At 65.1% G+C, this 24,751-nt stretch carries 24 protein-coding genes and 1 tRNA gene; 5 read left to right on the forward strand and 20 right to left on the reverse strand.

Going from position 1 to position 24,751, the window contains the following annotated elements:
* Window position 1: 1 nt before the first annotated feature.
* From dacB to NFW30_RS03935, 18 genes are all read right to left on the reverse strand, one after another.
* The gene (dacB, locus tag NFW30_RS03850; RefSeq protein ID WP_295357592.1) at window positions 2-1,390 is read right to left on the reverse strand and encodes a D-alanyl-D-alanine carboxypeptidase/D-alanyl-D-alanine-endopeptidase; all 1,389 of its coding nucleotides are present in this window, start codon (window positions 1,388-1,390) and stop codon (window positions 2-4) included.
* Between the two features lie 115 nt (window positions 1,391-1,505).
* Window positions 1,506-2,984 (reverse strand): CYTH and CHAD domain-containing protein, encoded by a 1,479-nt coding sequence (locus NFW30_RS03855; protein WP_295357596.1) that lies wholly within the window; start codon window positions 2,982-2,984, stop codon window positions 1,506-1,508.
* Window positions 2,985-3,026: 42 nt separating this feature from the next.
* On the reverse strand, window positions 3,027-3,734 hold the full coding sequence (locus NFW30_RS03860) for a Crp/Fnr family transcriptional regulator (protein ID WP_295357599.1): 708 nt from the start codon (window positions 3,732-3,734) through the stop codon (window positions 3,027-3,029).
* 168 nt (window positions 3,735-3,902) lie between these two features.
* The gene (gene rfbC, locus NFW30_RS03865; protein ID WP_295357602.1) at window positions 3,903-4,451 is read right to left on the reverse strand and encodes a dTDP-4-dehydrorhamnose 3,5-epimerase; all 549 of its coding nucleotides are present in this window, start codon (window positions 4,449-4,451) and stop codon (window positions 3,903-3,905) included.
* 131 nt (window positions 4,452-4,582) lie between these two features.
* Window positions 4,583-5,479 (reverse strand): dTDP-4-dehydrorhamnose reductase, encoded by an 897-nt coding sequence (gene rfbD, locus NFW30_RS03870; protein WP_295357605.1) that lies wholly within the window; start codon window positions 5,477-5,479, stop codon window positions 4,583-4,585.
* A gap of 115 nt (window positions 5,480-5,594) precedes the next feature.
* A tRNA-Arg gene (locus tag NFW30_RS03875) sits at window positions 5,595-5,671 on the reverse strand.
* A 157-nt stretch (window positions 5,672-5,828) separates the two neighbouring features.
* Window positions 5,829-6,605, reverse strand: a complete 777-nt coding sequence (locus NFW30_RS03880) for a tetratricopeptide repeat protein (protein WP_295357608.1) — start codon at window positions 6,603-6,605, stop codon at window positions 5,829-5,831.
* Window positions 6,606-6,847: 242 nt separating this feature from the next.
* Window positions 6,848-7,972, reverse strand: a complete 1,125-nt coding sequence (gene rffA / locus NFW30_RS03885) for a dTDP-4-amino-4,6-dideoxygalactose transaminase (protein ID WP_295357611.1) — start codon at window positions 7,970-7,972, stop codon at window positions 6,848-6,850.
* Between the two features lie 67 nt (window positions 7,973-8,039).
* Window positions 8,040-8,420: an EamA family transporter gene (locus NFW30_RS03890; protein WP_295357613.1), complete on the reverse strand. Its 381-nt coding sequence runs from the start codon at window positions 8,418-8,420 to the stop codon at window positions 8,040-8,042.
* A 244-nt stretch (window positions 8,421-8,664) separates the two neighbouring features.
* Window positions 8,665-10,323, reverse strand: coding sequence for a glycosyltransferase family 39 protein (locus tag NFW30_RS03895; protein WP_295357614.1), 1,659 nt, complete (start codon window positions 10,321-10,323; stop codon window positions 8,665-8,667).
* Window positions 10,320-11,111 (reverse strand): amidohydrolase family protein, encoded by a 792-nt coding sequence (locus NFW30_RS03900; RefSeq protein WP_295357616.1) that lies wholly within the window; start codon window positions 11,109-11,111, stop codon window positions 10,320-10,322. Before NFW30_RS03900 ends, NFW30_RS03895 begins: the two co-directional genes overlap by 4 nt.
* Before the next feature lie 20 nt (window positions 11,112-11,131).
* Window positions 11,132-12,349 carry an ATP-grasp domain-containing protein gene (locus tag NFW30_RS03905; RefSeq protein WP_295357618.1) on the reverse strand — a complete coding sequence of 406 codons (1,218 nt, stop codon included), beginning with the start codon at window positions 12,347-12,349 and terminating at the stop codon, window positions 11,132-11,134.
* The gene (locus NFW30_RS03910) at window positions 12,346-13,092 is read right to left on the reverse strand and encodes a WbqC family protein (RefSeq protein WP_295357620.1); all 747 of its coding nucleotides are present in this window, start codon (window positions 13,090-13,092) and stop codon (window positions 12,346-12,348) included. Before NFW30_RS03910 ends, NFW30_RS03905 begins: the two co-directional genes overlap by 4 nt.
* Window positions 13,093-13,264: 172 nt before the next feature.
* Window positions 13,265-14,248: a glycosyltransferase family 2 protein gene (locus tag NFW30_RS03915; RefSeq protein ID WP_295357623.1), complete on the reverse strand. Its 984-nt coding sequence runs from the start codon at window positions 14,246-14,248 to the stop codon at window positions 13,265-13,267.
* Between the two features lie 338 nt (window positions 14,249-14,586).
* Window positions 14,587-15,231, reverse strand: coding sequence for an acetyltransferase (locus tag NFW30_RS03920; protein ID WP_295357626.1), 645 nt, complete (start codon window positions 15,229-15,231; stop codon window positions 14,587-14,589).
* Window positions 15,232-15,487: 256 nt separating this feature from the next.
* Window positions 15,488-16,048: a hypothetical protein gene (locus NFW30_RS03925; protein WP_295357629.1), complete on the reverse strand. Its 561-nt coding sequence runs from the start codon at window positions 16,046-16,048 to the stop codon at window positions 15,488-15,490.
* Between the two features lie 101 nt (window positions 16,049-16,149).
* On the reverse strand, window positions 16,150-16,569 hold the full coding sequence (locus NFW30_RS03930; RefSeq protein ID WP_295357632.1) for a ProQ/FinO family protein: 420 nt from the start codon (window positions 16,567-16,569) through the stop codon (window positions 16,150-16,152).
* 156 nt (window positions 16,570-16,725) lie between these two features.
* On the reverse strand, window positions 16,726-18,711 hold the full coding sequence (locus NFW30_RS03935) for an SDR family oxidoreductase (RefSeq protein WP_295357652.1): 1,986 nt from the start codon (window positions 18,709-18,711) through the stop codon (window positions 16,726-16,728).
* Window positions 18,712-18,888: 177 nt separating this feature from the next.
* Between NFW30_RS03935 and NFW30_RS03940 the strand changes: the two genes are divergently transcribed.
* From NFW30_RS03940 to NFW30_RS03955, 4 genes are all read left to right on the forward strand, one after another.
* Window positions 18,889-19,482, forward strand: coding sequence for a phasin family protein (locus NFW30_RS03940; RefSeq protein ID WP_295357635.1), 594 nt, complete (start codon window positions 18,889-18,891; stop codon window positions 19,480-19,482).
* 225 nt (window positions 19,483-19,707) lie between these two features.
* Window positions 19,708-20,925 (forward strand): patatin-like phospholipase family protein, encoded by a 1,218-nt coding sequence (locus NFW30_RS03945; protein WP_295357645.1) that lies wholly within the window; start codon window positions 19,708-19,710, stop codon window positions 20,923-20,925.
* Window positions 20,926-21,034: 109 nt separating this feature from the next.
* Window positions 21,035-21,682 (forward strand): TetR/AcrR family transcriptional regulator, encoded by a 648-nt coding sequence (locus tag NFW30_RS03950; protein ID WP_295357649.1) that lies wholly within the window; start codon window positions 21,035-21,037, stop codon window positions 21,680-21,682.
* A gap of 48 nt (window positions 21,683-21,730) precedes the next feature.
* Window positions 21,731-22,504: a hypothetical protein gene (locus NFW30_RS03955; protein WP_295371775.1), complete on the forward strand. Its 774-nt coding sequence runs from the start codon at window positions 21,731-21,733 to the stop codon at window positions 22,502-22,504.
* An 86-nt stretch (window positions 22,505-22,590) separates the two neighbouring features.
* Here NFW30_RS03955 and NFW30_RS03960 read toward each other — a convergent pair whose 3' ends face one another.
* Window positions 22,591-24,102 carry a wax ester/triacylglycerol synthase family O-acyltransferase gene (locus NFW30_RS03960; RefSeq protein ID WP_295355874.1) on the reverse strand — a complete coding sequence of 504 codons (1,512 nt, stop codon included), beginning with the start codon at window positions 24,100-24,102 and terminating at the stop codon, window positions 22,591-22,593.
* Between the two features lie 71 nt (window positions 24,103-24,173).
* Here NFW30_RS03960 and NFW30_RS03965 point away from each other — a divergent pair, with 71 nt between their 5' ends.
* Window positions 24,174-24,434 carry an acyl-CoA-binding protein gene (locus NFW30_RS03965; protein WP_295355875.1) on the forward strand — a complete coding sequence of 87 codons (261 nt, stop codon included), beginning with the start codon at window positions 24,174-24,176 and terminating at the stop codon, window positions 24,432-24,434.
* Window positions 24,435-24,462: 28 nt separating this feature from the next.
* Here NFW30_RS03965 and NFW30_RS03970 read toward each other — a convergent pair whose 3' ends face one another.
* A complete protein-coding gene (locus NFW30_RS03970) occupies window positions 24,463-24,741 on the reverse strand; it encodes a polyhydroxyalkanoic acid system family protein (RefSeq protein WP_295355876.1) in 279 nt (92 codons plus the stop codon).
* Window positions 24,742-24,751: the final 10 nt, after the last annotated feature.

A 24,751-nucleotide genomic window follows, 5' to 3' on the forward strand; every position in this document is an offset into this window, starting at 1 on the left:
CTCAGCGCTCCGCCAGCCACTGCAGCAGGGCGTCGATCGCCGGCTTGCCGAGCCTGGCTTTCGGGTCGTTGATCAGGAAGACGACGATCCAGCGCCTGCCGCCCTGATCGAGAAGGTAGCCGGCCACCGCCCGGACGCCCTCGAGGTAGCCCGTCTTGAGATGCGCTCTGCCGCCGGCGGCACTGCCGTTGAGGCGCCGGTGCAGCGTGCCGTCGACGCCGGCGAGCGGCAGCGAGGCGATGAATTCGGGCATGACCGGGCTCTGCCAAGCGGCGTGCAGCAGCTGCGTCAGCCCCTCGGCCGAGATGCGCTCGCTGCGCGACAGCCCGGAGCCGTTGTCGACCACCAGTTCGGGCAGCTTGAGGCCCTTGGCCCGCAGCCAGGCTCCGACCTGCCGGCGTGCGCCGTCGGCGGTGGCGGGTCGCTCGCCATCGAGGCTGAGGAACAGCTGGCGCGCCATGACGTTGTTGCTGTACTTGTTGATCTCGCGGATGATCTCGCCGAGTGGCGGTGACTCCTGGCTGGCGATCATGCTGGCCGTGCCCGGTGTCCGCCCGGCACGCACGCGGCCGCCGAAACTGCCGCCGAGCTCTTGCCAGAGGGCGCGGAAGAGTCCCTCGACCTGATTGTCGGCAGGCCAGGGCATGAGGTGCAGCGCCTTCTCGCCACAGGCCGCCGGGAAACTGCCGGCGAGTTCGATCGTCTGGCCGCTGACCGTCGTCCGGATCTGTTCGCGCCAGTCGCCGCAGCCCTCGTGCCCGAGGCTGATCCGGTTGCTGATGCGCAGGCCGTCGCTCGGCGTCTCGGCGATCACCCTGACCATCGACCGTGCGGCGTCAGCCTGCAGCGTCAGCCGGATGCTCGCCAGGTTGACCAGCAGCGCGTCGGGACCGGCGTTGTAGGGGCGCAGGGGCTGGCCGTCAAAGGCCCCGGGATCGTGTTCGGCGACGGCGAAAGCGCTGCGGTCGAGCACGACATCGCCCCTGATCTCGCTGACGCCGCGAACACGGATCTGCCGCAGGAGCAGCCAGAACTGCTCGAGGCCGAGCCTGGGATCGCCACTGCCGCGCAGGTAGAGGTTGCCATCGAGCCGGCCGTCGCGGACGGCGGCGTCGGCGAGCGCTTCCGTGCGCCAGGTGTGGGCGGGGCCGAGCAGTTCGAGGCTGGCATAGGTGGTCAGCAGCTTCATCGCCGACGCCGGGTTCAGCGCTGTCCGTGCATTGTGGGCGAGCAGTGGTGCTCCACCCTCCACCGCCTGCACGACGATGCCGACCGAGCGGACGGGAATTCCCGCCTGCTCGAGCGCGCGGCTGACGCTGGCCGGCAATTCGGCGGCAGCGACCATGCCCAGCCAGCCGGCGAGCATCAGCACGAGGGCGGCGCGGATCAAGCTGTTCGCCGTCCGGCTGCGGCAGTTCGCGGCCACATGCGGCACCTCGGCGTGCTGGCGACGGCTCGCTGCAACCTCATCGGCGCCGGCTCAGGGCCGATCGCCGGCCCGGCGTTCAGCCATGTTCCCAAGGCGGCGGGTGGCTGAGGAACTCGGCCAGCAGCGGCTCCAGCTGCGTCAGCATCAGGTCGTTGCGACCCGCCAACCAGGCGCGCACGAGGTCGCTGTGGTGGCCCGGAACGGCCTGCAGGACGAGTTGCTCGGCGACCGTCGCGTCGTTCATCCGTCCGAGGAGGTCGAGGAGGCCGGCGGCACTCTGGTGGTAGCGCTGCAGCCGCTTCGCCGGGAACAGCGGCGCGAAGAACTCGATGGCGTAGCGCAGGCGTTTCAGGGCGACCCGCAGGGCGTGCCGGGCTTCCGGGTTCGAATCGCGGGTTTCGGCTGCGAGCGCGGCGACACGCTTCGCGCGCTTGTTCAGCGAACGGGGTGCAAAGGTCGTGATGGTGGGCTTTCGACTCTCCGGGAGCGCCAGCGTGGCGGCGGTGAACTCGAGCAGCAGCTGCGAGTAGGACTCCGCCTTGATCGCCGCCTGCGCCGTCTTGCGGCAGGCGGTCAGGTGGTTGCGCGCCAGCGTCGACAGTCTCTGGACGTCACCATGATCGGGGAAGGCTTTGACGATCGGCGGCAGGATCTCGGTGATGAAGACATCCCAGTTGCGCGTGTCGCCGAGCTGGTTGGCCAGCGTCCGCCAGCGCGGGTCGAAGTTGCTGACGTAGTCCTCGGGCAGCAGCGGTCGCCAAAGGCGGATCGCCGAGCGCAGGCGGCGGATCGACACCCGTGCCTGGTGGATGAACTCCGGGGTATCGGTTTCACGGACGCCGCGTTCGTTGCCCTGCAGCTGCGACAGGCAGGAGAAAGCAGTGCTGCGAAAGACGCCGATGCTGGTCATCCCCATGCTCAGCGGGACTGGCCCCGCCTTGACGGGTGCCAGCTTGGCATCGTGCGCCAGACGGTAGCCGCGCTCGGCCTTGCTGGCGCCTTCAGGGTGCAGCGGCAGATCGGACTGCAGGGCCAGGGCGGCGGCGAAGAGGTCGCTGGCATCTCCCTCAAGCAGCTCGATTTCGAGTTCACAGATGCTTTCCTTGCGTTCGCCGGCGACGATCGTTCCGCGGTCGAGAGCAACCTCGATGCGGCTGCCCTCGCGCGGCGTCAGTACCCACAGGCTGCGCGTGAAGTCGGTGGTGAATACCGGGGCGAGCTCTGCTGTGGCCTCATCGAGGAAGCGGCGCAATTTGGGACTGTCGACATGGGTGAAGTCGAACTGCCCCGGCTGGCCGGGTACTTCCCATTCGCGGCGCTGCGCCAGTCCGCCGGGCGACGGGGCGTCGCTCTTGACGGTGAGCAGCCATGCCTCACCCTTCTGCCGGTAACGAACGGCGAGGCGCTTGCGCTGCAGTCGCTGGTCCGGGGTGTCGTAATAGGTATTGACCAGTTTCTGTCGCATCGGCTTGCTTGCGGCCAGCAGCGGGTGAGACGACAGGCGGCGTACGGCCGCTGCGGGCAGGCTCAGCTTGATCTCGGTTTCCAGTGCCATGCTTCATTGTCTCCTCTTGGTTGGTATGGTGTGGCCCCGGCCTCAGTGCTCGTGGCAACGCAGCTTCTCGACTTCCGGGATGTGAATCTTTCGTCCTTCCACGACGATCAATCCCTTTTCGGAGAGTTCGTGCAGGATGCGTGAGAAGTGTTCCTGCGTCAGGTTGAGACGGGAGGCAATGACGCCCTTGTTGGTCGGCAGCGTCACGGTGATCGCCCGCTCGCCGCCGTTCGGGTACTCGCGCAACAGATAGCCGATGATCCGCTGCCGACCGGAGTGCAGCGAATAGGACTCGACATCGTTGATCAGGTGGTGCAGGCGCATCGACAACCCGGCAATCATCTTGCGCCCGAGTTTCGGATCCTTGTCCAGCTCGTCGAGGATCGCGGTCTTCGAGATGTGCAGCAACAGCGAGTCGGCGAGTGCCTGCGCGTAGACCATGAACGGCTTGTCCATGAACATGACGGCCTCGCCGAAGGTCTGGCCCTGGCCGACGATGTCGACGACCTTCTCGCCACCCTGTGGCGAGGTGAAGGCCAGCTTGACCTGCCCATAGACGATCAGGTAGAAGCCGGTCGGCGTGTCTCCCTTGTGGAACAGGATGTCGCCACGGGTCACGGTGATTTCACGCGAGCCGCGGGCCAGGCGGGCAATCTCTTCGGGTTCCAGTCCGTTGAACAGCGGGACGTGCGCCAGCAGCGCTTCGATGTTGATGCCGTGTTGGTGTGGGTGAGCGTGTGGTCCGATCAAGTCGGTCAGCGCGGGAGGGGTCGGTCGCCAATCTTCGCACGTGTCACCCCCGGCGGCAAGCTGCCGCCGGACGATCGGCGTTCCGGAGCGGTGCCATGATCGCCGCAGCCGCCGCTCGGGGCGCCGACCGTGCCACGGCAGTTGCGCGAGCGCAGGGCCATACGGGATTCAGGGGAAGCGGTCGGCAGCCGCCAGCGGCGGTGCGCCGGCATCCTTGCGGGCGAGAATCGGCGGCCCATCGAGCGGCCAGTCGACGGCGATGTCCGGGTCGTTCCAGAGCAGGCTGCGCTCGTGTTCCGGCGAGTAGTAGTCGGTCGTCTTGTAGAGGAACTCGGCGCTTTGCGACAGCACCAAGAAGCCATGGGCGAAGCCCGGGGGAATCCACAACTGCCTCTTGTTCTCTCCGCTGAGTTCGTGACCGACCCAACGGCCGAAGGTCGGCGAGTGCTGGCGCAGATCGACCGCGACGTCGAAGACCATCCCCTGCACGACCAGCACCAGCTTGCCCTGGGCCTTCGGCGGTAGTTGGTAGTGCAGTCCGCGCAGGACGTTGCGGGCGGAGCGCGAGTGGTTGTCCTGCACGAAGGAGGGTTCGAGGCCGGTTGCGCGGGCGAACGAGCGGGCATTGAAGCTCTCGAAGAAATATCCGCGTTCGTCGCCGAAAACTTCCGGTTCGATCAGCAGGACGTCGGGAATGGCGGTGGCGGTGACGATCATCCGTGCTCCGGTTCCTGTCTTCTCGCTGGCCGGGCTTCCCTGGTCGTCGAGGTTGCAGCGGCGGTCGCCACTCTGCTGCCGTCGGTGTGGGGCCGCGATGCGGCGAAGGGGAGCCGGCTGCCAGGCATCGTTCAGGTGCCGAGGATCTGCTGCAGAACGTGTCGCACGCCCCTATGCCAGTGTGGCAGCTCCAGGCCGAAGGCATGCTGCAGCTTGCGCGTGTCGAGTCGGGAGTTGGCGGGGCGGCTGGCGGCAGTCGGGTATTCGGCGGTCGAAATCGCCGTGATCGTTTCCGGTTTCGCCCGCAGCTGCCTGCCCGCACGGATCGCTTCGTCGACGACGAAGCGGGCGTAGTCGCACCAGTTGGTGTCGCCGCCGGCGACACAATGGTAGATTCCGTAGGGGAAGGCTTGCAGGTCGTCCGCTCGTTGCTGCTGGCGAACGAGGTGGGCGGTGATGTCAGCCAGCAGCGCAGCCGAAGTCGGGGTTCCCCACTGGTCGCCAACGACGCCGAGACTGTCGCGCTCGCTCGCAAGCCGCAGAATGGTCTTCGCGAAGTTGCCGCCGTGGGCACCGGCAATCCAGCCGGTACGCAGGATCAGGTGGCGCGGGGTGGCCGCCTGCAGGGCGACTTCGCCCTCACGCTTGCTCTGACCGTAGGCGCTGCGCGGTCGGGTTGCGTCCAGTTCATCGTAGGGACCTTCCTTGCTGCCGTCAAAGACATAGTCGGTCGAGTAGTGCACGACGAACGCGCCCAGCCGCGCCGCTTCCTCGCCGAAGACTCGTGGCGCGGTCGCGTTGACCGCGAAGGCCTGATCGCGCTCGGTCTCCGCTCGGTCCACCGCGGTGTGCGCTGCCGGGTTGACGATGATCGCCGGGCGGACCGCACGGACCAGTTGGCGGATGGCCGCGGGCTTGGCAAGGTCGCACTCCGCCCGGCCGATCGCGACGACCTCGCCAAGCGGCGCGAGCGCTCGCTGCAGTTCGAAGCCGACCTGGCCATTCTTGCCGCTGAGCAGGATCTTCAAGGTGGCAGGTGGTGTCGCCGCGCGGTTCGGTGGATGAAATAAGATTCTCGCATGGACGGCTGCCGGGAGGCGACAAAAAAGCCACCGCGACGGTGGCTTCAGTGTTTGCTGCCAGTGGCACGCCCGGAGCGATTCGAACGCCCGACCCCTTGGTTCGTAGCCAAGTACTCTATCCATCTGAGCTACGGGCGCCTTGCCGTGTTTGAGGGCAGGATTATACTGGGCGGATGGCGCGTGCTCAAGCACAATTTTGCACTCTTGTACTGTTTCCACCCGGATCACCCGCTTGCCGGGGATGTGAACGCGCGCGCCTGCGCGGTCGTGCGGGAGCCGGGTTCCGCTGCGCGTATCAGGGCGTCGTCGCGCTCCGGCGCGACGCGCCAGCTGCCTCGGGTTCGGACTCTTCGAAGAGCATGAGCGATTCGCCATCGTCGATCGGTTCCGCTCGCTTCCCACCATCCTTTTCCCGCGGCACGATCTCCGACGGGTTGCCACCCAGCAGGTGATACTGCTCGCGCAGGGTCTTGGCGTCCGGATTGTATTCGAGTCCGGTCCTGACCAGTTGCTTGGCCTCTGCCTTCTGTCCGGACCGAATCAGGTGCTCGGCCCAGTGCGAATATCCGGGCGAGTAATCGGGTTTCAGCGCCCTGGCCTCGGCGAAGGCCCTGCTCGCTTCCGGCGGGCGTCCGCGACGCAGTTCGATCTCGCCGATGCCGGCGTAGATCTCGGGGAGCAGGATGAAATCGCGGTTGCTGTTCCGGATCACATACCAGTAGTCGCCGACCACGGTGCCGAGAAGGAACTGCCTTTCCTGTTCGGTGGTGCTGCTGCGCATCGCTCGCTGCAGGTTCAACTTCCCCCAGCAATAATGGTGCAAATGCCAGAAGGTCGGGCCCAGGATGGCGACCCAGCGCTTGGCTTCGGCGGACGGGGCGCCGGGCGTTCCGCTCCTGCCATGGCTTGCCGTGTAGGGGCAGTAGCTTGGGGCTGCGGCCATCTCGGCAGCCGTAACGTTCTTCACCTGCGCACTGGCGACCCCGGTCAGGCTCCACAGGGCGATGACGCAGGCAAGGCGTACGACTGGATGGTCAGGGAGGTGGCGGGACCGGTTGGCATCGCTGAACATGCTCGGCTTTCCTGTTCTCAGGTGGGGTGGTGGGAGGTCACGGTCAGCGCCGGTGGCTCGCTGCGCACTGCGTCCCGTTCGGGTTTGTGCCATCCTGGTCGAGGTGGCTGGCAGCGTATCGTGCCGGCGACGGTCTTGCAGCGCCGTCGGCATGATCCGGCGCACTTCGCATTCTAGCGGCACTCCGCGGAACATGGCAGCCTGCGCGCCGCAGCCGGACTGTGCTGCCGGAGATGTCGCCATCAAGCAAGAGCGTTGGTTGCTTCCTGGATGATCCGTGCCTGCTCGTCCTCGAGACCGAGCCACAGGGGCATGCGAACCAGCCGCTCGGACAGTGAATCGGTATGACCCATGCTGCCGCAGATGCGTCCGAGTTGCTGGCCCATGGGCGCGCTGTGCAGCGGGACGTAGTGGAACACCGTGCCGATGGCGTGCGCTCGCATCGTTTCTATGAAGCGCGTTCGGCGTTCGAGGTCGGGCAGCAGCAGGTAATACATATGCGCGTTGTGCGAGCAGTCGCGCGGAATGATTGGCCGCCGGCAGGCACCCTTCTCCTCGGCTCGCCGGAACCACTGATGGTAGGTCGACCAGAGGGCAAGCCGGCGTTTGTTGATGGCGTCTGCTTCTTCCATCTGCGCCCAGAGGAAGGCGGCGATGATCTCTCCGGGGAGATAAGAAGAGCCGATGTCGACCCAGGTGTACTTGTCGACCTGCCCACGGAAGAACTGACTGCGGTTGGTCCCCTTCTCGCGAACGATCTCGGCCCTGGTCACCAGGCTGGCATCGTTGATCAGCAGTGCACCGCCCTCGCCCGAGATGATGTTCTTCGTCTCGTGGAACGACAGCGCTGCCAGGTGACCGATGCTGCCGAGAGGCCGGCCCTTGTAGGTGGCCATGATGCCCTGCGCCGCGTCCTCGATGACCAGCAGGCCGTAACGTCGGGCAATGTCCATGATGCTGTCCATCTCGCAGGCGACTCCGGCATAGTGCACGGGTACGATCGCCCTGGTGCGCGGCGTGATGGCTTGCTCGATCCGTGTTTCGTCGATGTTGAGCGTATCGGCCCGGATGTCGACGAAGACCGGTACCGCACCCCGCAGGGCGAAGGCGTTGGCGGTCGAGACGAAGGTGTAGGAGGGCATGATCACCTCGTCACCCTCCTTGATGTCGGCCAGGATCGCCGCCATCTCCAGCGCTGCGGTGCAGGAGTGGGTGAGCAGGGCCTTGCGGCAGCCGATGCGGCTTTCCAGCCAGTTGTTGCAGTGCCGGGTGAACTGGCCGTCGCCGGCGAGGTGTCCGGCGGCGTGTGCCTGTGAGATGTACCAGAGTTCCTTGCCGGTCATGTACGGCTTGTTGAACGGGATCATGAGTGTTGGTCCGAACGCGATGTCGAAGTGGGGCCAAGGCGAGGCGTGGGTCGGGCTTGCTTGTTGATCAGCGAGTCATGATCACCAGGCCGGTGACCACCAGCAACGTGCCCAGGATTCGCTGCAGCGAAAGCGCCTCATTCAGAAAGACGACCGAGAAAGCCATGACGATGAGGAAGGCCAGGCTCATGAACGGGTAGGCGTAGTTCAGGTCGAGGCGTGTCATGGCTGCCATCCAGGCCAGCGAGGCGAGAAAGGCGGACGCCAGGCCGGTCATGATCCATGGGTTGAGGAACTGCAGGAGCAGGAATTGCAGCTTGCCGAGCGTACCTGCGGGCATGGGGCCGACGCTGCCCATCTGCCACTTCAGAACGAGCTGGCCGTACACCGTGAACAGCAGCGTGAGCGCAATGTATACGTGTCCGGGAATGTCAAATCTCGCCTGCATCGGGCTTTCTCCTCGTCAAGGTCCGCCAACCGGTGGTCTTGCCCGCGATCTGTCGGCGGGGGGTTGGCCTGGTGGTGCCCCGGCGATCGACGTCTGGCGGCGCTGCTGCTCGTCTTCCCTGGGAGCCTGCCGCGCGCAGACCGCGGCACCTCCAGCGGCGTCGCGAACGATAGCGCGAGGAGAAGCTGGTGAATGTGATCGAATGATCAGTCATCGTCAGATTTCCGCCGGCGCAGCACGCGCCTCAGCGCGCTTCCGCGTCGGCGGTGTCCGCCAGGCAATCGGCTCTGATGCCGTAGATCGTCGCCGGCAGGGGGCGTGCCAGCAAGTCCAGCTGCCTTGTCACCTTCTCGGCGATCACGGCAGGCAGGATCGCTGCGGCAGAACGCAGACCGCTGACGACCCATGAACCGAGTCCCATGCCGGCCGGCTCGAGTTCGCCGAGGCGGTGCCAGCAGCGGGGAAGACCATCCTGGCGTGAATACGGGCCCTGCTGGCCCCAGTCCGCAGTCTGGCGATCGAAAACCGCGTAGGCGACGAATCCGTCGGCGTCCGCCTTCAAGGCCACGCCCGGGGCGTTTCGGGCGAGCAACTGGATATCGGCGATGCGTGGCGCATCGGCTGGGGACGTTGCGAACAGCCGGGCGTAGTTTCCGGTGCGGATGGCGCTGGTCATGCCGAAGACGACGCTGTCGGGACGCTCGCGGGCGTAATGAAGCGCCGCCTTGCTGTTCGCCACGAAGGACTGGATGACCTGTTGTTCAAGTGCGGTGCCAATGATGCCGAGGGGAATGATCGCCCCAACGGCGACCAGGGTCGCCAGGCTGCGGCCGAGGCGCGACAGTGCATAGCCTGCCAGCAGGGAGAGCGGGGCGAGGAACACGATGGCGTAGTTCACCTGCTTGGTGATCAACAGCAGCGGTCTGAACGAGACGATGAACAGGCTGAAAACGCCGATCAGTCCGAGGCACCAGATGGCGATACGGGTCAGGCCGTCGTCGTGCCGATTCCGCGTCAGCCAGAGAAGGAGTCCCGCCACTGCCAGTGGCCCGAGCAGCCAGGTGTGCTTGATGTCGAGCAGGAGGAGCCGCAGGTAGAAGGTCGGGTCGTTGCTGCTGCTCACCTTCTGGACGTACTCGGCGGCGCCCGAGGTCGTCATCCGCCAGATCTTCCAGAAGTCGTCTTCCATGATCAGGAACAGCAGTCCGTTGAGCACGAGCATTGCCAGGAAGCCAGTGGCCATCAGCAGCCACTTGCCATGCAGCCGCCTTTCGCGAACCACGTAGAGGGCAAAGACGAGGACGTAAACCAGCGCGACCGAGCTCTTGATCCACCAGACGAAGCCGGCTGCCAGCCCGGCGCAGAGGTAGTACGCTCGCCGACCGCTGCGATCGCCCTCGAAGAGGGCGAAGAAGCTCAGGCTGATGAAGAAGGCGAGTGGCGCGTCGGCCATCAGGCGCCCGGCATAGTGGGCGTGCAGGGGGGTGAAGGCGAGGACGAGTCCTGACAGCACGGCCGCCCGCTCGCCCCAGAAGCGCCGCGCGATCAGGTAGACGAGGGCGATTTCGCCCAAGGAGCAGAGCAGGGACCAGAGGTTGGCAACGAACTCGCTGCGGCCCAGCATCGAGACGAGGAAACCGACCGGCAGGCTGATTCCCAGGCGAACGGCGCCGATGTAGTCGGAGCGCGCCCATTCTCCGTGCGCAATCTTCAGCGCCTGCTCGGTGTAGGTCACTTCGTCGGAACCGAAGCAGCCGGTGAAGAACGCCAGGCGCAGGGCCAGGGCAGCCAGGAGCAGCGCGGGGAGCAACCAGTGGGTGTTGTCCCGGGACGCACTCCCACCCGCCGCGGGCTGGCCCGGCTGAACCGCGAAGACGGCGCGGCGCTGCTCGCCGCTGATCATACCGGCACCTGGTAGCCGGCAAACAGGCGTTCGAGGTTGCGGTACATGATGTTCTCGACACGGTGTGCTTCGATGCCCTCGCTGAGCAGGGCGAAGCGTTCGAGGATCCTCGCCGGCGGGTACTCGGGGAAGTCAGAGCCGATGGTGATCAACTGGTCGGTCGTCGAGAAGAGGTAGCGCATGTCGTCGTCGAGGCGGCTGCCGGCGTAGCGCATCAGCGTGAAGGAAAAATCGAGCATCAGGTTCGGGTTGGCGCGCACGATCTCGAAGAGGTCGAGCATCGACGGACCGGCGGCGTGCAGCAGCAGGATGCGCGTGTCCGGGCAGGCGTTGGCGATGTAGTCGATGGTGTCGGGGGCATTGGTCGTCGCCAGTCCGCGACGCCGGAAGAGCGTGTCGAGCAGGATAACCAGCCCGTGCTCGGCTGCCGCGTCGAAGACGGCGATGCATTTCGCGTCGAGCGGATCGTAGCCGTTCATGCGCGGATGCAGCTTGATGCCGGCGAAGCCCTGCGCTGCCAGTTCGGACACCACCGCCTCGACCCGGCGCAGCGTCGGCAGGGTGCGCGGGTTGAGCCCGGCGATCGGGACGAAGCGCTGCGGATGCGCGCGCGCCGACTCGATGATCACTTCGTTGTCGACGTAATCGGCGATAGCCACCAGGCAGGCACGGTACACATCGGCCTCGTCCATGTCCTGCAACAGCCGCGCAAGCGTTGCGTCGTAGCGCCGCTCGCCGCACCAGCTGCCGTCACGGGTGACGTGCGTCAGCGAGTCGAAGAACTTCATCCTGCTCTCCTTTCAGTCAATCAGCCGATGCTGGTGAATCCGTCGTCGCCAGCCATGCGGACCCGCAACAGGGAAATGGCACGCCGGGCGATCTCAATGACCTCGGCCGGGTTGTCGGCGAGGCTGACAACATAGCCGGGGCGGCGATCCTTGTGCTCGAGCGGACCGACTTCATCACCGGCTTGCAGGTTGAAGTGGACTGCGACGACACCGGCAACCGCGGCTGCGGCGTCGGCCCCGCCGATTTCCGCTATCGTGCCCCGTGGCATGCTGAAGAACTCGATGTTTGCGGCTCGTGGCACCGCCAGCGGGTTGATGTGGACCGGCTCACCGAGTGCCCGTTCGATCATCGCCTGATTCACGTTGACCCCCGAGATGTGCGGCAGGACGTGGGTGTAGATCATGTCGCCGCCGCCGCGCGCAGCGATGTCAAGTGGCACCACGTGCTCGCCGCTGAGCATGAACTCGGCGTGGAATACGCCATCCTGGAGACCGAGCACCGACAGCGTGAAGCAGACCGTTGCCCGGATGCGCTCGAATTCGGCGTTTGGCAGCGCTCCCGGATAGTGAATGCGGGATGAGACGGTGAGCGAATCGGCAAACGGCACCTTCCGGGCGATGCCCAGGATCCGGGCCGTTCCGGCAACCACGAAGCCGTCGACGATGATCTCGCTGCCGTCGACGCAGCTTTCGATCAGAACCTCACCCGACCGCGAGCAGCTTCGCGCGAGACGGTAGGCGGCATCCAGTCCGTCCGGTCCGGACAGTCTGCTGACGCCTCGCCCCGACTGGCTGTCCACCGGCTTGACGATCAGCGGGTAGGCGACTTCTGCCGCCGCCGCCGTCAGACCGGCGGCCGACGACAGCAGGCGGTAACGGGGAACGACCATGCCGGCGGCGGCGGTCAGGCGACGCATCCGCCCCTTGTCGGTGAAATTGCGCGCCGTCTCGTAGCCGATTCCCGGCAGTCCGAGTCGCTCGGCGACGAAAGCGGCGGTCGCGACGCCGACATCGGTGGTGTCGCAGATGATGCCGTCGATGCGGTAGCGCGAGGCAAGCTGCAGCGTCGCTCCGCAGTCGGTGATATCGACCACCTCGTGCTCGTCCGCCAAGGCATAGGCTGGCCGCTCGCGATACATGTCGCTGACCAGCACGCGGTGCCCGAGGGCCTTGGCGAGTCGTACGGTCGGCAATTGCCATTGCCCGCCTCCCAGCACATGCAGCAGTTTCGCTTTCATCCGGCGTTGCCCGCCACTGCCGCCGGCAGCCGCGCCAATGGGTCACGCCGGTCGCTGCGCCAGCCCCAGATGTACCACGGAGCGTCCGGGCCGACGCTGAACAGCAGATCGAGAATGGTGACTCCATGCACGAAGGGTGGATGCGGCTGGACGTATTCCGGGTAGCCAGAGTAATCCTGCCAATGCAGCTCGATTCCATGCTCCGCAAAACGACTTTCTTCGATGTAGTCCCTGGCGGCTGGGCCTGAAAGGTAGGAGCTGGCCGCGCAGCGATCGAGGAGATCGAGAATCCGCTCCTGCTTGCTGCCGCGTGCAGCATAGGTTCGCGAGTCGGCAAACTCGCTCCGGATCCCCAGCATCTCGCGCGCGATCATCATGATCAGGTGCTGGTTGAGGTCGGACAGGTGGTCCCAGCGTCGACCGAGATAGACCTCCTGCAGAGACTCGCGGTAGGAGTGGAAGAATGGCGCCTTGCTGTAGGACTGTTCGATCGACTTCCAGTGCTTGCCTTGCCAACGTGGATCGGTCAGTCGCACGTCGCAGATGCGCTTGTCCTGGTCACCATCGGTCGGGACCGTCAACCACTCGGCGCCGCGCGTGGTCTTGATCCGGTTTCGATTGCGCCAGTCACGCCGCGTGTATTGAACGTCATCGTAGAACACGAAGAGGTCCACACTGTGGATGATGTCGAAGTAACCCTTCCACGGCAGGTAGTTGGATTGCAGGATGGCAACGGATTTCATTTCAGGCTTCCCATCTCCTGCAATCGCGGGGCTTCGCTGTTGCGCTGAACGCTCCACCCTGCCGGAGCCTTCGCCGGGTTCCGTTCGACCGGGCCGCGCGCCCTGCAGCCGACGATGGCGGGGGGTGGCGTCCGGCGGCAGCGCGGCAAGCGGCGCGTGGGAGCTCTACGCATCACCGGTGGATGTCCTTGACGATATAGTTCGGCCGGTTCTGGACCTGCGTGAAGACCTTGCCCAGGTAGACGCCGACCAGCCCGATGGCCATGGTCAGGATTCCCAGGCTCAGCGCCATCAGCCCCATGACCGAAGTGAAGCCGATCAGGGCATCGCCAAACAGCAGCTTTCTGATCATCAGGTAGATGACGTAGGAAAAGCTGACTGCGGTGACGAGGGCGCCAAAGTTGAACAGCCAGACCAGGGGTTGCGCCGAGAACGAACTGACCGCGTTGACCATCAGGCTGACGCGCTTCAGGAGCGTGTAGGTGCTCGCTCCCTCGCGCTGGCTCTTGCCCACTGCGATGCCGATCTGGTGAAAGCCGGTCCAGCTCATCATCCCGCCGAGGAACAGGTTGTGGTCGCCCAACTGCAGTAGCGCGTCGACGAAACGGCGGTTCATCAGGCGCTCGGTGACGATGTTCTCGGGAATCCTGGTTTCGCTCAGGAGGTTGAATCCCTTCCAGAAGAGGCCGCCGCTGATCCGTTCGAACCAGCCCCCCTTGCGCCTCTCCTGATAACCGAAGACGATGTCACAGCCGGTCTCGCGCAGTTTGTCGTGGAATGAACACAGGCTCAACGGGGAGACCTCGAGATCGCAGTCGATCAGGAAAACCAGGTCGCCACGTGCCTGCCGCAGGCCCGCTTGCATGGCATGGTGATGGCCAAAATTGCGTGACAGGTCCACGACCACGAGTTCCGCCAAGTCGTGGCGGCGTGCCAGCAAGTAGTCGAGGGAATCGTCAGGTGAGCCGTCGTTCACCAGGACGATTTCGAAGTCGCTGATGGCGAGCCGGCGCAGAGCCTCGAGGCAGCCGTCGAGGAAGTCTTCGAGAAAGGGCCGCGAACGGTACAGGGTGGAAACGATGCTGATCTGTGGTCGTGGCGCCTCAACAATCGGCTGCGGTGGGCCCTGGATCAGCGCGTGCAACGGTGTTGGCATGGTCGGTGGTGTTCCACTATGGTATTGATGGCGAATGCTGTGGCGACCGGTATGGGCGGCTGCTGTCCTGCAGTCGCGTTTCACCGATCAGGACGCTGCAAATGATAACGCGTGGATCACATGCATCCAGCCAAATAAATCACGCGTTTAACCCTGCTGCCGTGCTGCCGAACTGCCGCCGCGAGTAGCGCCTGTTGCCGTACGGAGATTCGACCGCATCGGCCAGCGTTGCATCCGGTCACTCGACTGCGGCGCCCTGCTGATCTCGTCAAGGCCGCAACCAGCGTGGCGTCGGAGCAAGCCGCGTCGCCACGCTGGGGCGGTCTCGGGACAGCGTTTCAGTCGCGGACGCGGCGCGCTGGCGTGCCGACGTAGAGGCCGGGCGCGTCCAGGTCGTGTACGACGACAGCGCCGGCGCCGGTGCGCACCCCGGACGCGATGTGGATTCCGTCCGAGACGACCGTCCGAATGCCCAGGAACACAGCCTCGTCGATCAGCACATTGCCGGCGATCACGACACCGGGTGCCAGGAAGCAGTGGTCTCCCACGACGGAGTCGTGCGACAGCGAGCACGCGGGGTTGACGAACACGTTGCTGCCGATCCGGGCGCGCAGGTCAAGCGAGCAGGCGCCGAGAACGACGGAACCGGGGCCGACGTCCGTCATCGGTCCGCGCACCACGGACGGATGGATGAGCGTCGCCGGAGTCATGGCGGAGAGCAGCCGCCCGTACACCAGCGCGCGCCCAGTCATGCTCTGGTAGCCGATCCCGACAAGGAACGACGGCCATGCGTTTCCGCGCACGGCCGCCGCATCGCAAGTCCCCCCCAGAACCTTCGCAGGACCGACATCCTCGCCTGCCGGGCGCCGGTCATCCAGGAACCCGGCAACATCGAATCCGCCCCATGTGGCGGCGTGCACCGCGATCTGCAGCGCCAATTCGCGAGAACCGGCGATGATGAGAGAGGGACGAGATCCGCTCATGTGGCGAAAGCCTGTCACATCCTTGCAACGACGTCGACCGCGGATCGACCGACCTGGCTGCCGACGTGCTCGATCGTTTCGCGTGACCCGCCGATGACCCGGCAGGGTGTGCGGTGCTGCGCGACACGAGCGCTGGGGAGCCGTTGCCCGGTCCCCGCCCAAGTGTTGCTGAAACGTTGGCGGGTGCTGCCAAGTGCTCTGCGTCGCGTCGACGCACAAGGGCCGTCGCAGGCACGGAGTCCCGTCCGCTGCGGATTCATGAAAACCCCGGCAGCCAGCCGCTCTCCGCGCGGCGGGTGACAGTTTCGAGCGTTCCCTGGAACAGGGCTTCGATGACCGGCGGTTCGCGCCATCGTTCATTGAGGAAGGTCAGGCCGACCTCCTCGACCAGGGCGCCGCGCCAGTAGTGATTGGCAATCTCGTCGAGGGCCGCCAGGCTGAGGCTGTGCGGCAGCCGCAGGTAGTCTAGCCAGCTCGAGTCATGGAAGGAGCAGACGTAGGCGCCCTTGCTGCGCGCACGCACGAGCGCCTTGCCGAAGACACGCGTCGGGTGCTTCTGGCGAAAGGTTTCGGCGTCGATGCGGGTGGCAAAGAGCAGCAGGGCATGCAGGCGGCTCGGGAACTGCCGGTACAGGCGTTGCCGGAAATACTCGAGATGGTACTCGGCGAAGTAGTTCTGGACTGTCGTGAACTGGTCTTCCGGCAACGAGCGACCGAACGGATTGCCGACCAGGATGTCCCAGCCCGGCAGCTCGGCATCGTCATCGAGCCAGGCGTAGAGCTCGATCTTTGTACTGTCTTTGAGCAAGTGATCCATGGTTTTCTGCCACACTGATGTGCCGTGGCTGCTTGCGTCCCACCGCCCATCCGCGACCGCGAGCCTCGTTGCGGCGGAAGCGCGAGGCTGCCACGGAGTGGCTAACGGTTGCGGTTGAACTTCTCCACGAGCAGGCCCAGTTTCTCGCCGGTCCGCCGTGCCTGTTCTTTCGCTGCGCGCTGCTGTTTGCGTTCTTCCGCCTGTTTCTGCAGTCGCTCCTTCACCACTTCGGCAGCATGACCGCGGTGTGCCGCGGTGACCTCACCGCTTCGCTGGCCATCGAGACCGAGGCGCTCGGTGGCTCCCGCCAGCGTCTTCAGGTAACGCAACGAGCGTGTATGCATCGCCAGGGCAATGCGCAGCGTCCTGCGATCGACGCCCGGCAGGCAACTCAGCAGTTGCTTGTCGATGCCGATCGCCAGTGCCTGGCATTCGCGGAAGACCGGGAAGCGTTCCTGCAACTCTTTCAGGAGTTGGCGTGGGTCGTTCTCCGGGCCGGGTTTCGTGGTCGGCGTGCTCATGGTGATCGGTGTCCGAAAACTGGCTTGGCGTGGTGGTGTTATGGATATGCGTCGAAGGGGCCGGCAGATCGCTCTGCAAGCACCGTGCGTCGATCGTCCGGCGCCTCGCCGATGCCCGCGCGGCGCTACGCCAGGACGAATGCAACCGACAGCCGATCAGAAATGGATGCCGCGCATGATCTGCGAGAAGGCGACCTGATCCGCCGTCTGCGGCGCGGGCTCGTTGGGTTTGTGCGCGGCGGCGCTGGAATCGGGGAACATGCGGAAGCTGGTGTTCATGACGATCTGCGCCACCTTCGGCGTCAGCGAGTGCAGCAGGGCGCCGAAGATCCCCAGTCGGGTGGCGATGCGGACCGGCTTGTGGATGATCGCTTCGACGATCATGTCGGCGGCTTCGTCCGGGGTCAGCGTCGGCACCTGATCGTAGAGCTTGGTCGGGGCGATCATCGGGGTTTTCACCAGCGGCATGTTGATGGTGGTGAACTCGATGCCGCGATCGGCAAACTCCGACGCCGCGCAGCGCGCCCAGGCGTCCATCGCTGCCTTGGAAGCGACGTAGGCGGAGAAGCGGGGCGCATTGGTCAGGACACCGATCGACGAGATGTTGATCACGTGGCCCTTGCGCCTGGCGATCATCGCCGGCAGGAACCCCATGGTCAGTCGCAAGGCGCCGAAGTAGTTGACCTCCATCGTCCGCTCGAAGTCGTGGAAGCGGTCGAAGGAGTTCTCGATGCCACGGCGGATCGAACGGCCGGCGTTGTTGACCAGGATGTCGACGCCGCCATGCTCCTCGTTCATGAACTTGACGAAAGCCTCGCACTGCTGCGGGTCGGCCACGTCCACTGCGTGCGTGATCAGGCGCAGCCCGGCTTCCTCGAACTCCTTGCGGACTTCGTCGAGCGCCTTCGCGTCACGGGCAATCGTCACGGCAATCGCCCCCGCTTCGGCCATCTTGCGGATCGTCGCCTTGCCGATCCCGGACGAGCCACCCGTGACCAGTACCACCTTGCCCTCGATCTGTCCGCGCAGCGTCCGGTCGATGAACAGGTCGGGGTCGAGATGTCGTTCCCAGTAATCCCAAAGGCGCCAGGCATAGCTCTCGAGCGGCGGAACCGCTATGCCACTGCCCTTGAGCGCGCGCTGCGTCTCGCGGCAGTCGAAACGCGTCGGGTAGTTGACGAAATCGAGAATGTCATCGGGCAGGCCGAGATCCTTCATCACCGCCGTGCGGATGCGCCGCACCGGTGTCAGCGCGAACATCGCCTTGCGCATCGAGCGAGGGATGAAGCCGAGCAGGGCGGCATTGATGCGCATCGCCATTTCCGGCGCGTGTGCCGCGCGGGCGAAGGTGTTGAGCAGGTCGCCGACGCGCATCGGGGTCGGGTCCGTGAGATGGAAGCACTGGCCATCCTCGTTCTCGAGATGCGCGATGTGGTCCATCGCGGCGACGACGAAGTCGACCGGCACGACATTGATGCGCCCGCCCTCGATGCCGATCGTCGGCATCCACGACGGGAACATCCGGCGCATCTTCTGGATCAGCTTGAAGAAATAGTAAGGGCCGTCGATCTTGTCCATTTCGCCGGTGCGCGAGTCACCGACGACGATCGCTGGACGGAAGATGCGCCACGGGACCTTGCACTCACGGCGAACGATGCCTTCGGAATCGTGCTTGGTGCGGAAGTACGGATTCTCGAGGTTCTCCGCTTCTTCGAACATGTCCTCGCGAAAGAGTCCTTCGAAGAGACCCGCGGAGGCAATCGAACTGACGAGGTGAAAGTGCCTGGCAGCGAGCTCCTCGGCCAGCCTGACGGTGTTGCGGGTGCCGTCGACGTTGGCTCGCTGCTGCTCCTCGGCGCCTGCCTTCAGATCGTAGATCGCAGCCAGGTGGAAGAAGTGGTCGATCCTGCCCTTGAGCTTGTGCACGTCCGCCTTCGCGACACCGAGTTCGGACTGTGTCAGATCGCCGACGATCGGGATGGCCCGGCTTTCGTCGCAGCCCCAGTAGTCGTACCATTCACGCAGGCGGGGCTGCTCGACGGCGCGCGTCAGGAAATAGACGGTGGCTTCCGGGCGCGCGAGCAGCCTGGCGACGAGCCGCTTGCCGATGAACCCGGTGGCGCCAGTGACGAAGTAGATCATCCCATTCTCCTCATGTCGGTAGTCTGTGGTCATGTTGCGTGCTCTCCCATCGCCCTCGGCTGGAGAAGCTTGCGCCGACCTTTAGTGTGCGTCCTCTAGATATTGTCACTAGACTCTCTTCCCAGGGCAAGCGAAAAACTTGTTGACCTCTTGATTATCGTCTTTAAGGAGACCGAAATGGGCAGGAAACTCAAGGAACTGGCTGGTGATGTGAGCGAGAACCAACTGGCGTCGACCGTCAAGGAATCGGCCCAGCAGATCTGGCTGGCGGGCCTTGGCGCCTTTGCCAAGGCACAGGAAGAAGGCGGCAAGGTCTTCGAGGCGCTGGTGAAGGAAGGCGAGAGCATCCAGTCGAGGACACGCAAGATGACCGACGAGCGGATCGCGCAGGTGGCCGGCAAGGCAGCAGGTACCTGGGACCGGCTCGAGCAGGTCTTCGAGGACCGCGTGGCGCGTGCGCTGGGCAGCCTCGGCGTTCCGAGCAAGCAGGATATCGAGCGGCTGTCGCGGCGCGTCGTCGAATTGAGCGCGGCCGTGCAGGCGCTGACCGAAGGGAAGGCCGCGCCGAAGGCGGCTGCGCGGGCCGCCAGGCCGACAGCGCCGGCTACCGACAGCGCGGTCGCCGGGCTGGAAGAGAAGGCTCCCGCCAGCAAGCCGGCGACGGTACGGGCGGCACCACGCCGTGCCGCTGCCAAACCGACCACGGCCAAGGCGCCGCCGCCGGTGACGCCGGCCGACGTTCTGAACACGATTCCACAGACCGGCGAGTAGGCTGGTGCGTGCGGGACCGCTACGTCCCGCTGCCCGCTTCTCGTTTCGGGCTCGGCCAACTCCGTGGGGACGGTTGCACTCCGCGAGTGGGCAAGCCCGCAGCATGCTTGGCTTGCCGCCGTGGACTTCTGACGTCGCTGTCGAAGCGAAGTCGACGGGCTTGCTCGCGAAGCCGTCGGCCAGCGACTGTTGCATGCCGTTTCCCCATCGCCAAAGGAACGACCGATGAACGCTGCGACGATGCACCCATTGATTGGCCTCGCGCTTGCCGGCGGTGGCCCGGTTGGGGGAATCTATGAGGTTGGCGCGATGGCAGCTTTGGCAGAGGCGCTCGAGGGCGTCGACTTCACTGCCTTCGGAATCTACGTCGGCGTCAGTTCGGGTGCTTTCATCGCGGCGGCGGTGGCCAACGGGCTTGGGCCCGACAAGCTGGCGCGGATGCTGGTCGAGAACGACACGGACGAGGTGTTCGATCCCGAGATGCTGCTGCGGCCCGCCTTCGGGGAGTACGTGCGGCGGGCGCTGGCAGTGCCGGTCCTGTTCTGGTCGTCGCTTCGCCAGTACCTGTCGGATCCGTGGCATCTACGGCCGATCGAGGCCTTCCAGAGCATGAGTCATGCCATTCCGGCCGGCGTCTTCAACAGCGCCGGCATCGATCGACTGCTCCGCCGGCTGTTCTCCAGTGGTGGCCGCACGAACGATTTCCGGCAGCTGAAGCAGCGGCTGTTCATCGTCGCGACCGACCTCGACACCGGTGAGTCGGTTGCCTTTGGATCGCCCGAGCACGCCGACGTGCCGATTTCGGTCGCAGTGCAGGCCAGTGCCGCGCTGCCGGGACTGTTTCCGCCAGTGCGAATCGGCGAACGCTACTTCGTCGATGGCGCCCTGATCAAGACGCTGCACGCGTCCGTGGCACTGCAGGCCGGTGCCGAACTCCTCATCTGCATCAACCCGCTCGTACCCTTCGACTCGCGACTGGCTGCCCAGCGACCGCTGCACGAGAATCCTCCGCATGCGCCCGAGCACCTCGTCGACGGCGGCCTGCCGGTAGTTCTGTCGCAGACCTTTCGCGCCATCATCCATTCGCGGATGCGCACCGGGATGGATCGCTATCGGCACGAATTCAAGGGACGCGATGTCGTCCTGTTCGAGCCGACCCGCGACGATGTAGACATGTTCTTCACCAACGTCTTCAGCTATCGTGGGCGCAGCCGTCTCTGCGAGCATGCCTATCAGCGGACGCGCAGCGATCTCTACCGTCGCCGGCACGAGTTGCGGCCGATCCTTGCCCGCCACGGCATCGAGCTCAATCTGGGTGTGCTCAAGGACCACAGCCGTTCGTTGCTGCCGCACAAGCGCCGGCCCGACCTGGCAACGAGCGCGGGCGCGCTCGAAGCCTCCCTGGCGGATCTCGAGCGCTGGTTGCGGACGCAGGGAGACTGAGGCACTCGCGTCGCCGTGGCGCCCGGCTGGCGGTACTGTCGACAAGGATTCCCTGGCACCACGCAGAGTGCTATTCTGGTTTCCGTGGAGAGGTCGACACGGAGAGCTGATGGAGAGGAAGCCGAAGCGGCGTACGCGCGAGCGGATCATCGAGACGAGCCTGCGCCTGTTCAACGACTTCGGTGAACCGAACGTCACGACGACGGTAATCGCGGACGAGATGAACATCAGTCCGGGCAATCTCTATTATCATTTTCATAACAAGGACGAAATTCTGGAGTCGATCTTTGCCGTCTTCGAGCGGGAGATCGAGGACACGCTCGCTGCGCCCACCCGGCGACCGGCCGACGTGGAAGACATCTGGCTGTTCCTGCATCTGCTTTTCGAGCAGATCTGGAAGTACCGCTTCTTCTACCGCGACCTGAATGACCTGCTGACGCGCAACCGTCTGCTGGAAGTCCATTTCCGACAGATTCTCCTGCACAAGGTGCGGACGGCGACGACGCTCTGCGAGGGTCTCGTTCTTGCTGGCGCCATGCGCGCCAGCAGGGACGAGTTGCGGGCGCTGGCGACGAACATGACGGTCATCGCCACTTACTGGCTGTCCTATGAGTACGCCTGCGATCCGCGCGGCAAGCTCGAAAGCGGCCGTATCGGACGTGGAGTCCATCAGGTGATGGCGATGTTGTCGCCCTTTCTGGTCGGAGAATCGAAGGGCCTGCTCGACAGGCTCGCACAGGAGTACCTCGCGGCCTGATCCGACGCGGGTGAGCGTTCTTTCCCAACCCATCGAGGAGGATGTCCAATGGCATGGACCAAGTTTCCGTATCCCGACAAGGCGTACAACCATTCCGGCCCGGCGTTGCAAAAGAACTGGGCTCGTCTGCATCGTGGCGACTGTGAGCCATTCCCGGCCGACGCGAAGCTGCAGGATGCCTGGCGGGGTTACCACGCCGGTGATTTCGAGCAGGCGGTCGCCGCCGGGTTGGCCTGCGGCCGGGCTGGCTACAACGTGGCCAACAAGGCGGCGACGATCTACGCCAGCTATCTGGAGACCAACGACGAGCGCAAGCTGAGCCTGTTGAACGAGGTGGCACAGCGCTGCGAGGAGCAGCAGGAAGAGACGCCGGACGATGCCAACGCATGGTATCTGCATGCCTTCGCGCTCGGTCGCTACAGCCAGAGCATCTCGGTCGTCAAGGCATTGGCGCAGGGGCTGGGTGGCAAGATCAAGCACAGCCTGACACAGGCATTGGCACTGCAACCCGCGCATGCCGACGCTCATCTTGCCCTCGGCGCCTATCATGCTGAAGTGATCGACAAGGTTGGTGCGCTGGTCGGCGGCATCACTTACGGCGTCAAGAAGGATGTCGGCAAGGATCTCCTCGATACGGCGATGAAACTCAACCCCGAGTCGGCGATCACCCGCATCGAGTACGCCAACGCGTTGCTCCTGATGTTCGGCAAGGCGAAGATGAAGGAGGCCGAGCGGCTTTACCAGGAAGCGGCCGCCTGCGTTCCTTTGGACGCCATGGAGCGGCTCGACGTCGAGGCTGCGAAGGCCGAACTCGCCGATTGAGCGATCGTCGGGGAAGTCGTACCGGACTCGTTGCGTGACGAAGACCGGCCGCGCAGCAGGGGGCACCCACGACCGCCGCGGTTGGCTCAGGAAGCCGCGTGAGCGTCGTGCCGCTTGCTCAGGGCGTTCACGTCGTCCGCCACGAGCAGCGGATCAGCCAGCCGTTCGGGTGTTTCGAGCAATGCCAGCCAGAGCAGCTTCTCGAATTCGCGGCCGAACTGGTCGGCAATCCATTGCGGATCGTCGACCATGTTCCGGTCGGTGATGAGGCCAAACTGGACGCGGCCATTGTAGGACAGGATGCTGACACCGACACCGATGTCGCCGGCTTGTGGCACCCAAGCCAGTTGCTGCTCGATCTGGCAGCCGGCGAGGAAGCGCGCCTCGGCTGACCCCGGGACGTTGGTCATCACCGCCGTCGCCTTGCTGGTCAGCAGCCTGAGGATCTGGTCCTCGATGAAGCGCGGTGCCATGCCGGCCGCGCCGAGCAGGGCGAAGGTCAGCATCGCCTGATACGACGCCTTCAAGGCAGCCATCCTGGCGCGCGTTGCATGGAGGCGGACGAGCGGGTTGTCGCTGCCGAGCGGCAACTCGAGCGCGACCAGGCCGAAGTGGTTGCCGAGTTCCTCGCCATCACCCGCTCGGCGCAGGTTGACGGGGACCATGGCGCGAATCTCCGCCCCTTCCACGGCATCGCCCTTGTGTACCAGATAGCCCCGCATGGCACCGGCGGCCGCGGCGAGCAGCAGGTCGTTGACCGAGCACGAGAGCGCTTGGCCGACGGCCTTGATCTCAGCCAGCGGCAGCGGCTGGGACCAGGCGACACGCTTGATGGTACACGCCGTTCCCTTGAAACGGGTCGGTGTGTCACCGGGCATCAGGGCGAGCCTGCCGATCTCCTCGGCGACTGCCCGGACTACGCTGGTGTAATCACGCAGACCTGCGGGATCGCGTCGCAGACCCTGGTACTGCCCCCAGAGGTTGCCGCCCAGACTCAGCGACGCCTGTGCGAGATCGACGAGCGGCTCGAACACGGTGCGCCAGATGGCGGAGCCCGTGTCGTCGTTCGCCGTGTCGCGATCGGGCGTCGGCGGCGCGCCTGCCTCTGTGTCCAGTTGCCCCGTCTGCGGCGGCGCATCGGCCCGCTCATCGGTGAGTGAGTGGATGACGCCAATGAGGGCGATTCCGTCGGCGATCGCGTGGTGGATGCGGATGACGATCGCAGAGTTGCCGTCGGCCGTTTCCACGACGTTGAATTCCCAGCGTGGACGTGCCGGATTGAGCGGCACGCTGGCCATCTCGGCGACGAAGTTCTGCAGTTCGACCTTGCCACCGGGTGGTGGCAGAAGCGAACGGCGGACATGCGCTGCTATGGCAAAGTCGGCATCGTCGATCCACCAGAGGCCGTCAGCGTCTTCCTGGATGACCTGGCGAAAGCGGCGGTAGCGCAGCAGACGGCCGGCAACCGTTCGTCGCAGTCGCTCGTCATCGATGCGGCCGTGGCAAACCATCACGCCCACGATCTGCATCAGGTTCTCCGGCCGATCCATTCGCAGCCAGGCGGTGTCGACGCTGGAGACTCGTTCGCGCGCGCTCATCGCAGCGACCCCCGGGAAAACTCAAGACCATATAATAGCGTCGCAACCGACCATCAACCGGAGAAACCAGAGTGAGTGACCTGAAAGCCCAGTTCGAGGCCGCCGTGGCCCAGTCCAAGACATTGCCCGAGCGCCCCGACAATGCCACCTTGTTGAAGCTGTACGCGCTCTACAAGCAGGCTGCCGATGGCGACGTCGCCGGCAGGCGCCCGGGTTTCACCGACATGGTCGGCCGTGCCAAGTTCGATGCCTGGGCAGCGCTGCAGGGCACCGCCGGCGAAGATGCGATGCACCAATACGTCGCGCTCGTGGAGCAGTTGCGGGCAGGCTGAGAAAGCACAATCCAGAGCCCGGCGTGTTTCAGACGGGGAAGTTCTCGTCGAAGAAGCGGTGGATCTCGCGTTCGATCGTGGGCTTCAGGGCGAAGAGCAGGAGTCCGAGGTGGATGTTGAGAGCGACGTCCCGTTCGTCGACCGTCAGGTCACCCGAGACACCGGGACGCTTGAAGCGCATGACATTCCCGTTCCAGGAATGGCTCAGGTCGAATTCCTCGTTCAATTCGGTCGCCATGTGTTCGGCCGAGGCGCGTGCCTCGGCGAGGCTCTTGCCGTGAAGGCGGCGGATGCGGATGTCGCTCATGCGAGGGCTC

Origin of the sequence: Accumulibacter sp. (assembly GCF_023806635.1) — a bacterium.
Classification (GTDB): Bacteria; Pseudomonadota; Gammaproteobacteria; order Burkholderiales; family Rhodocyclaceae; genus Accumulibacter.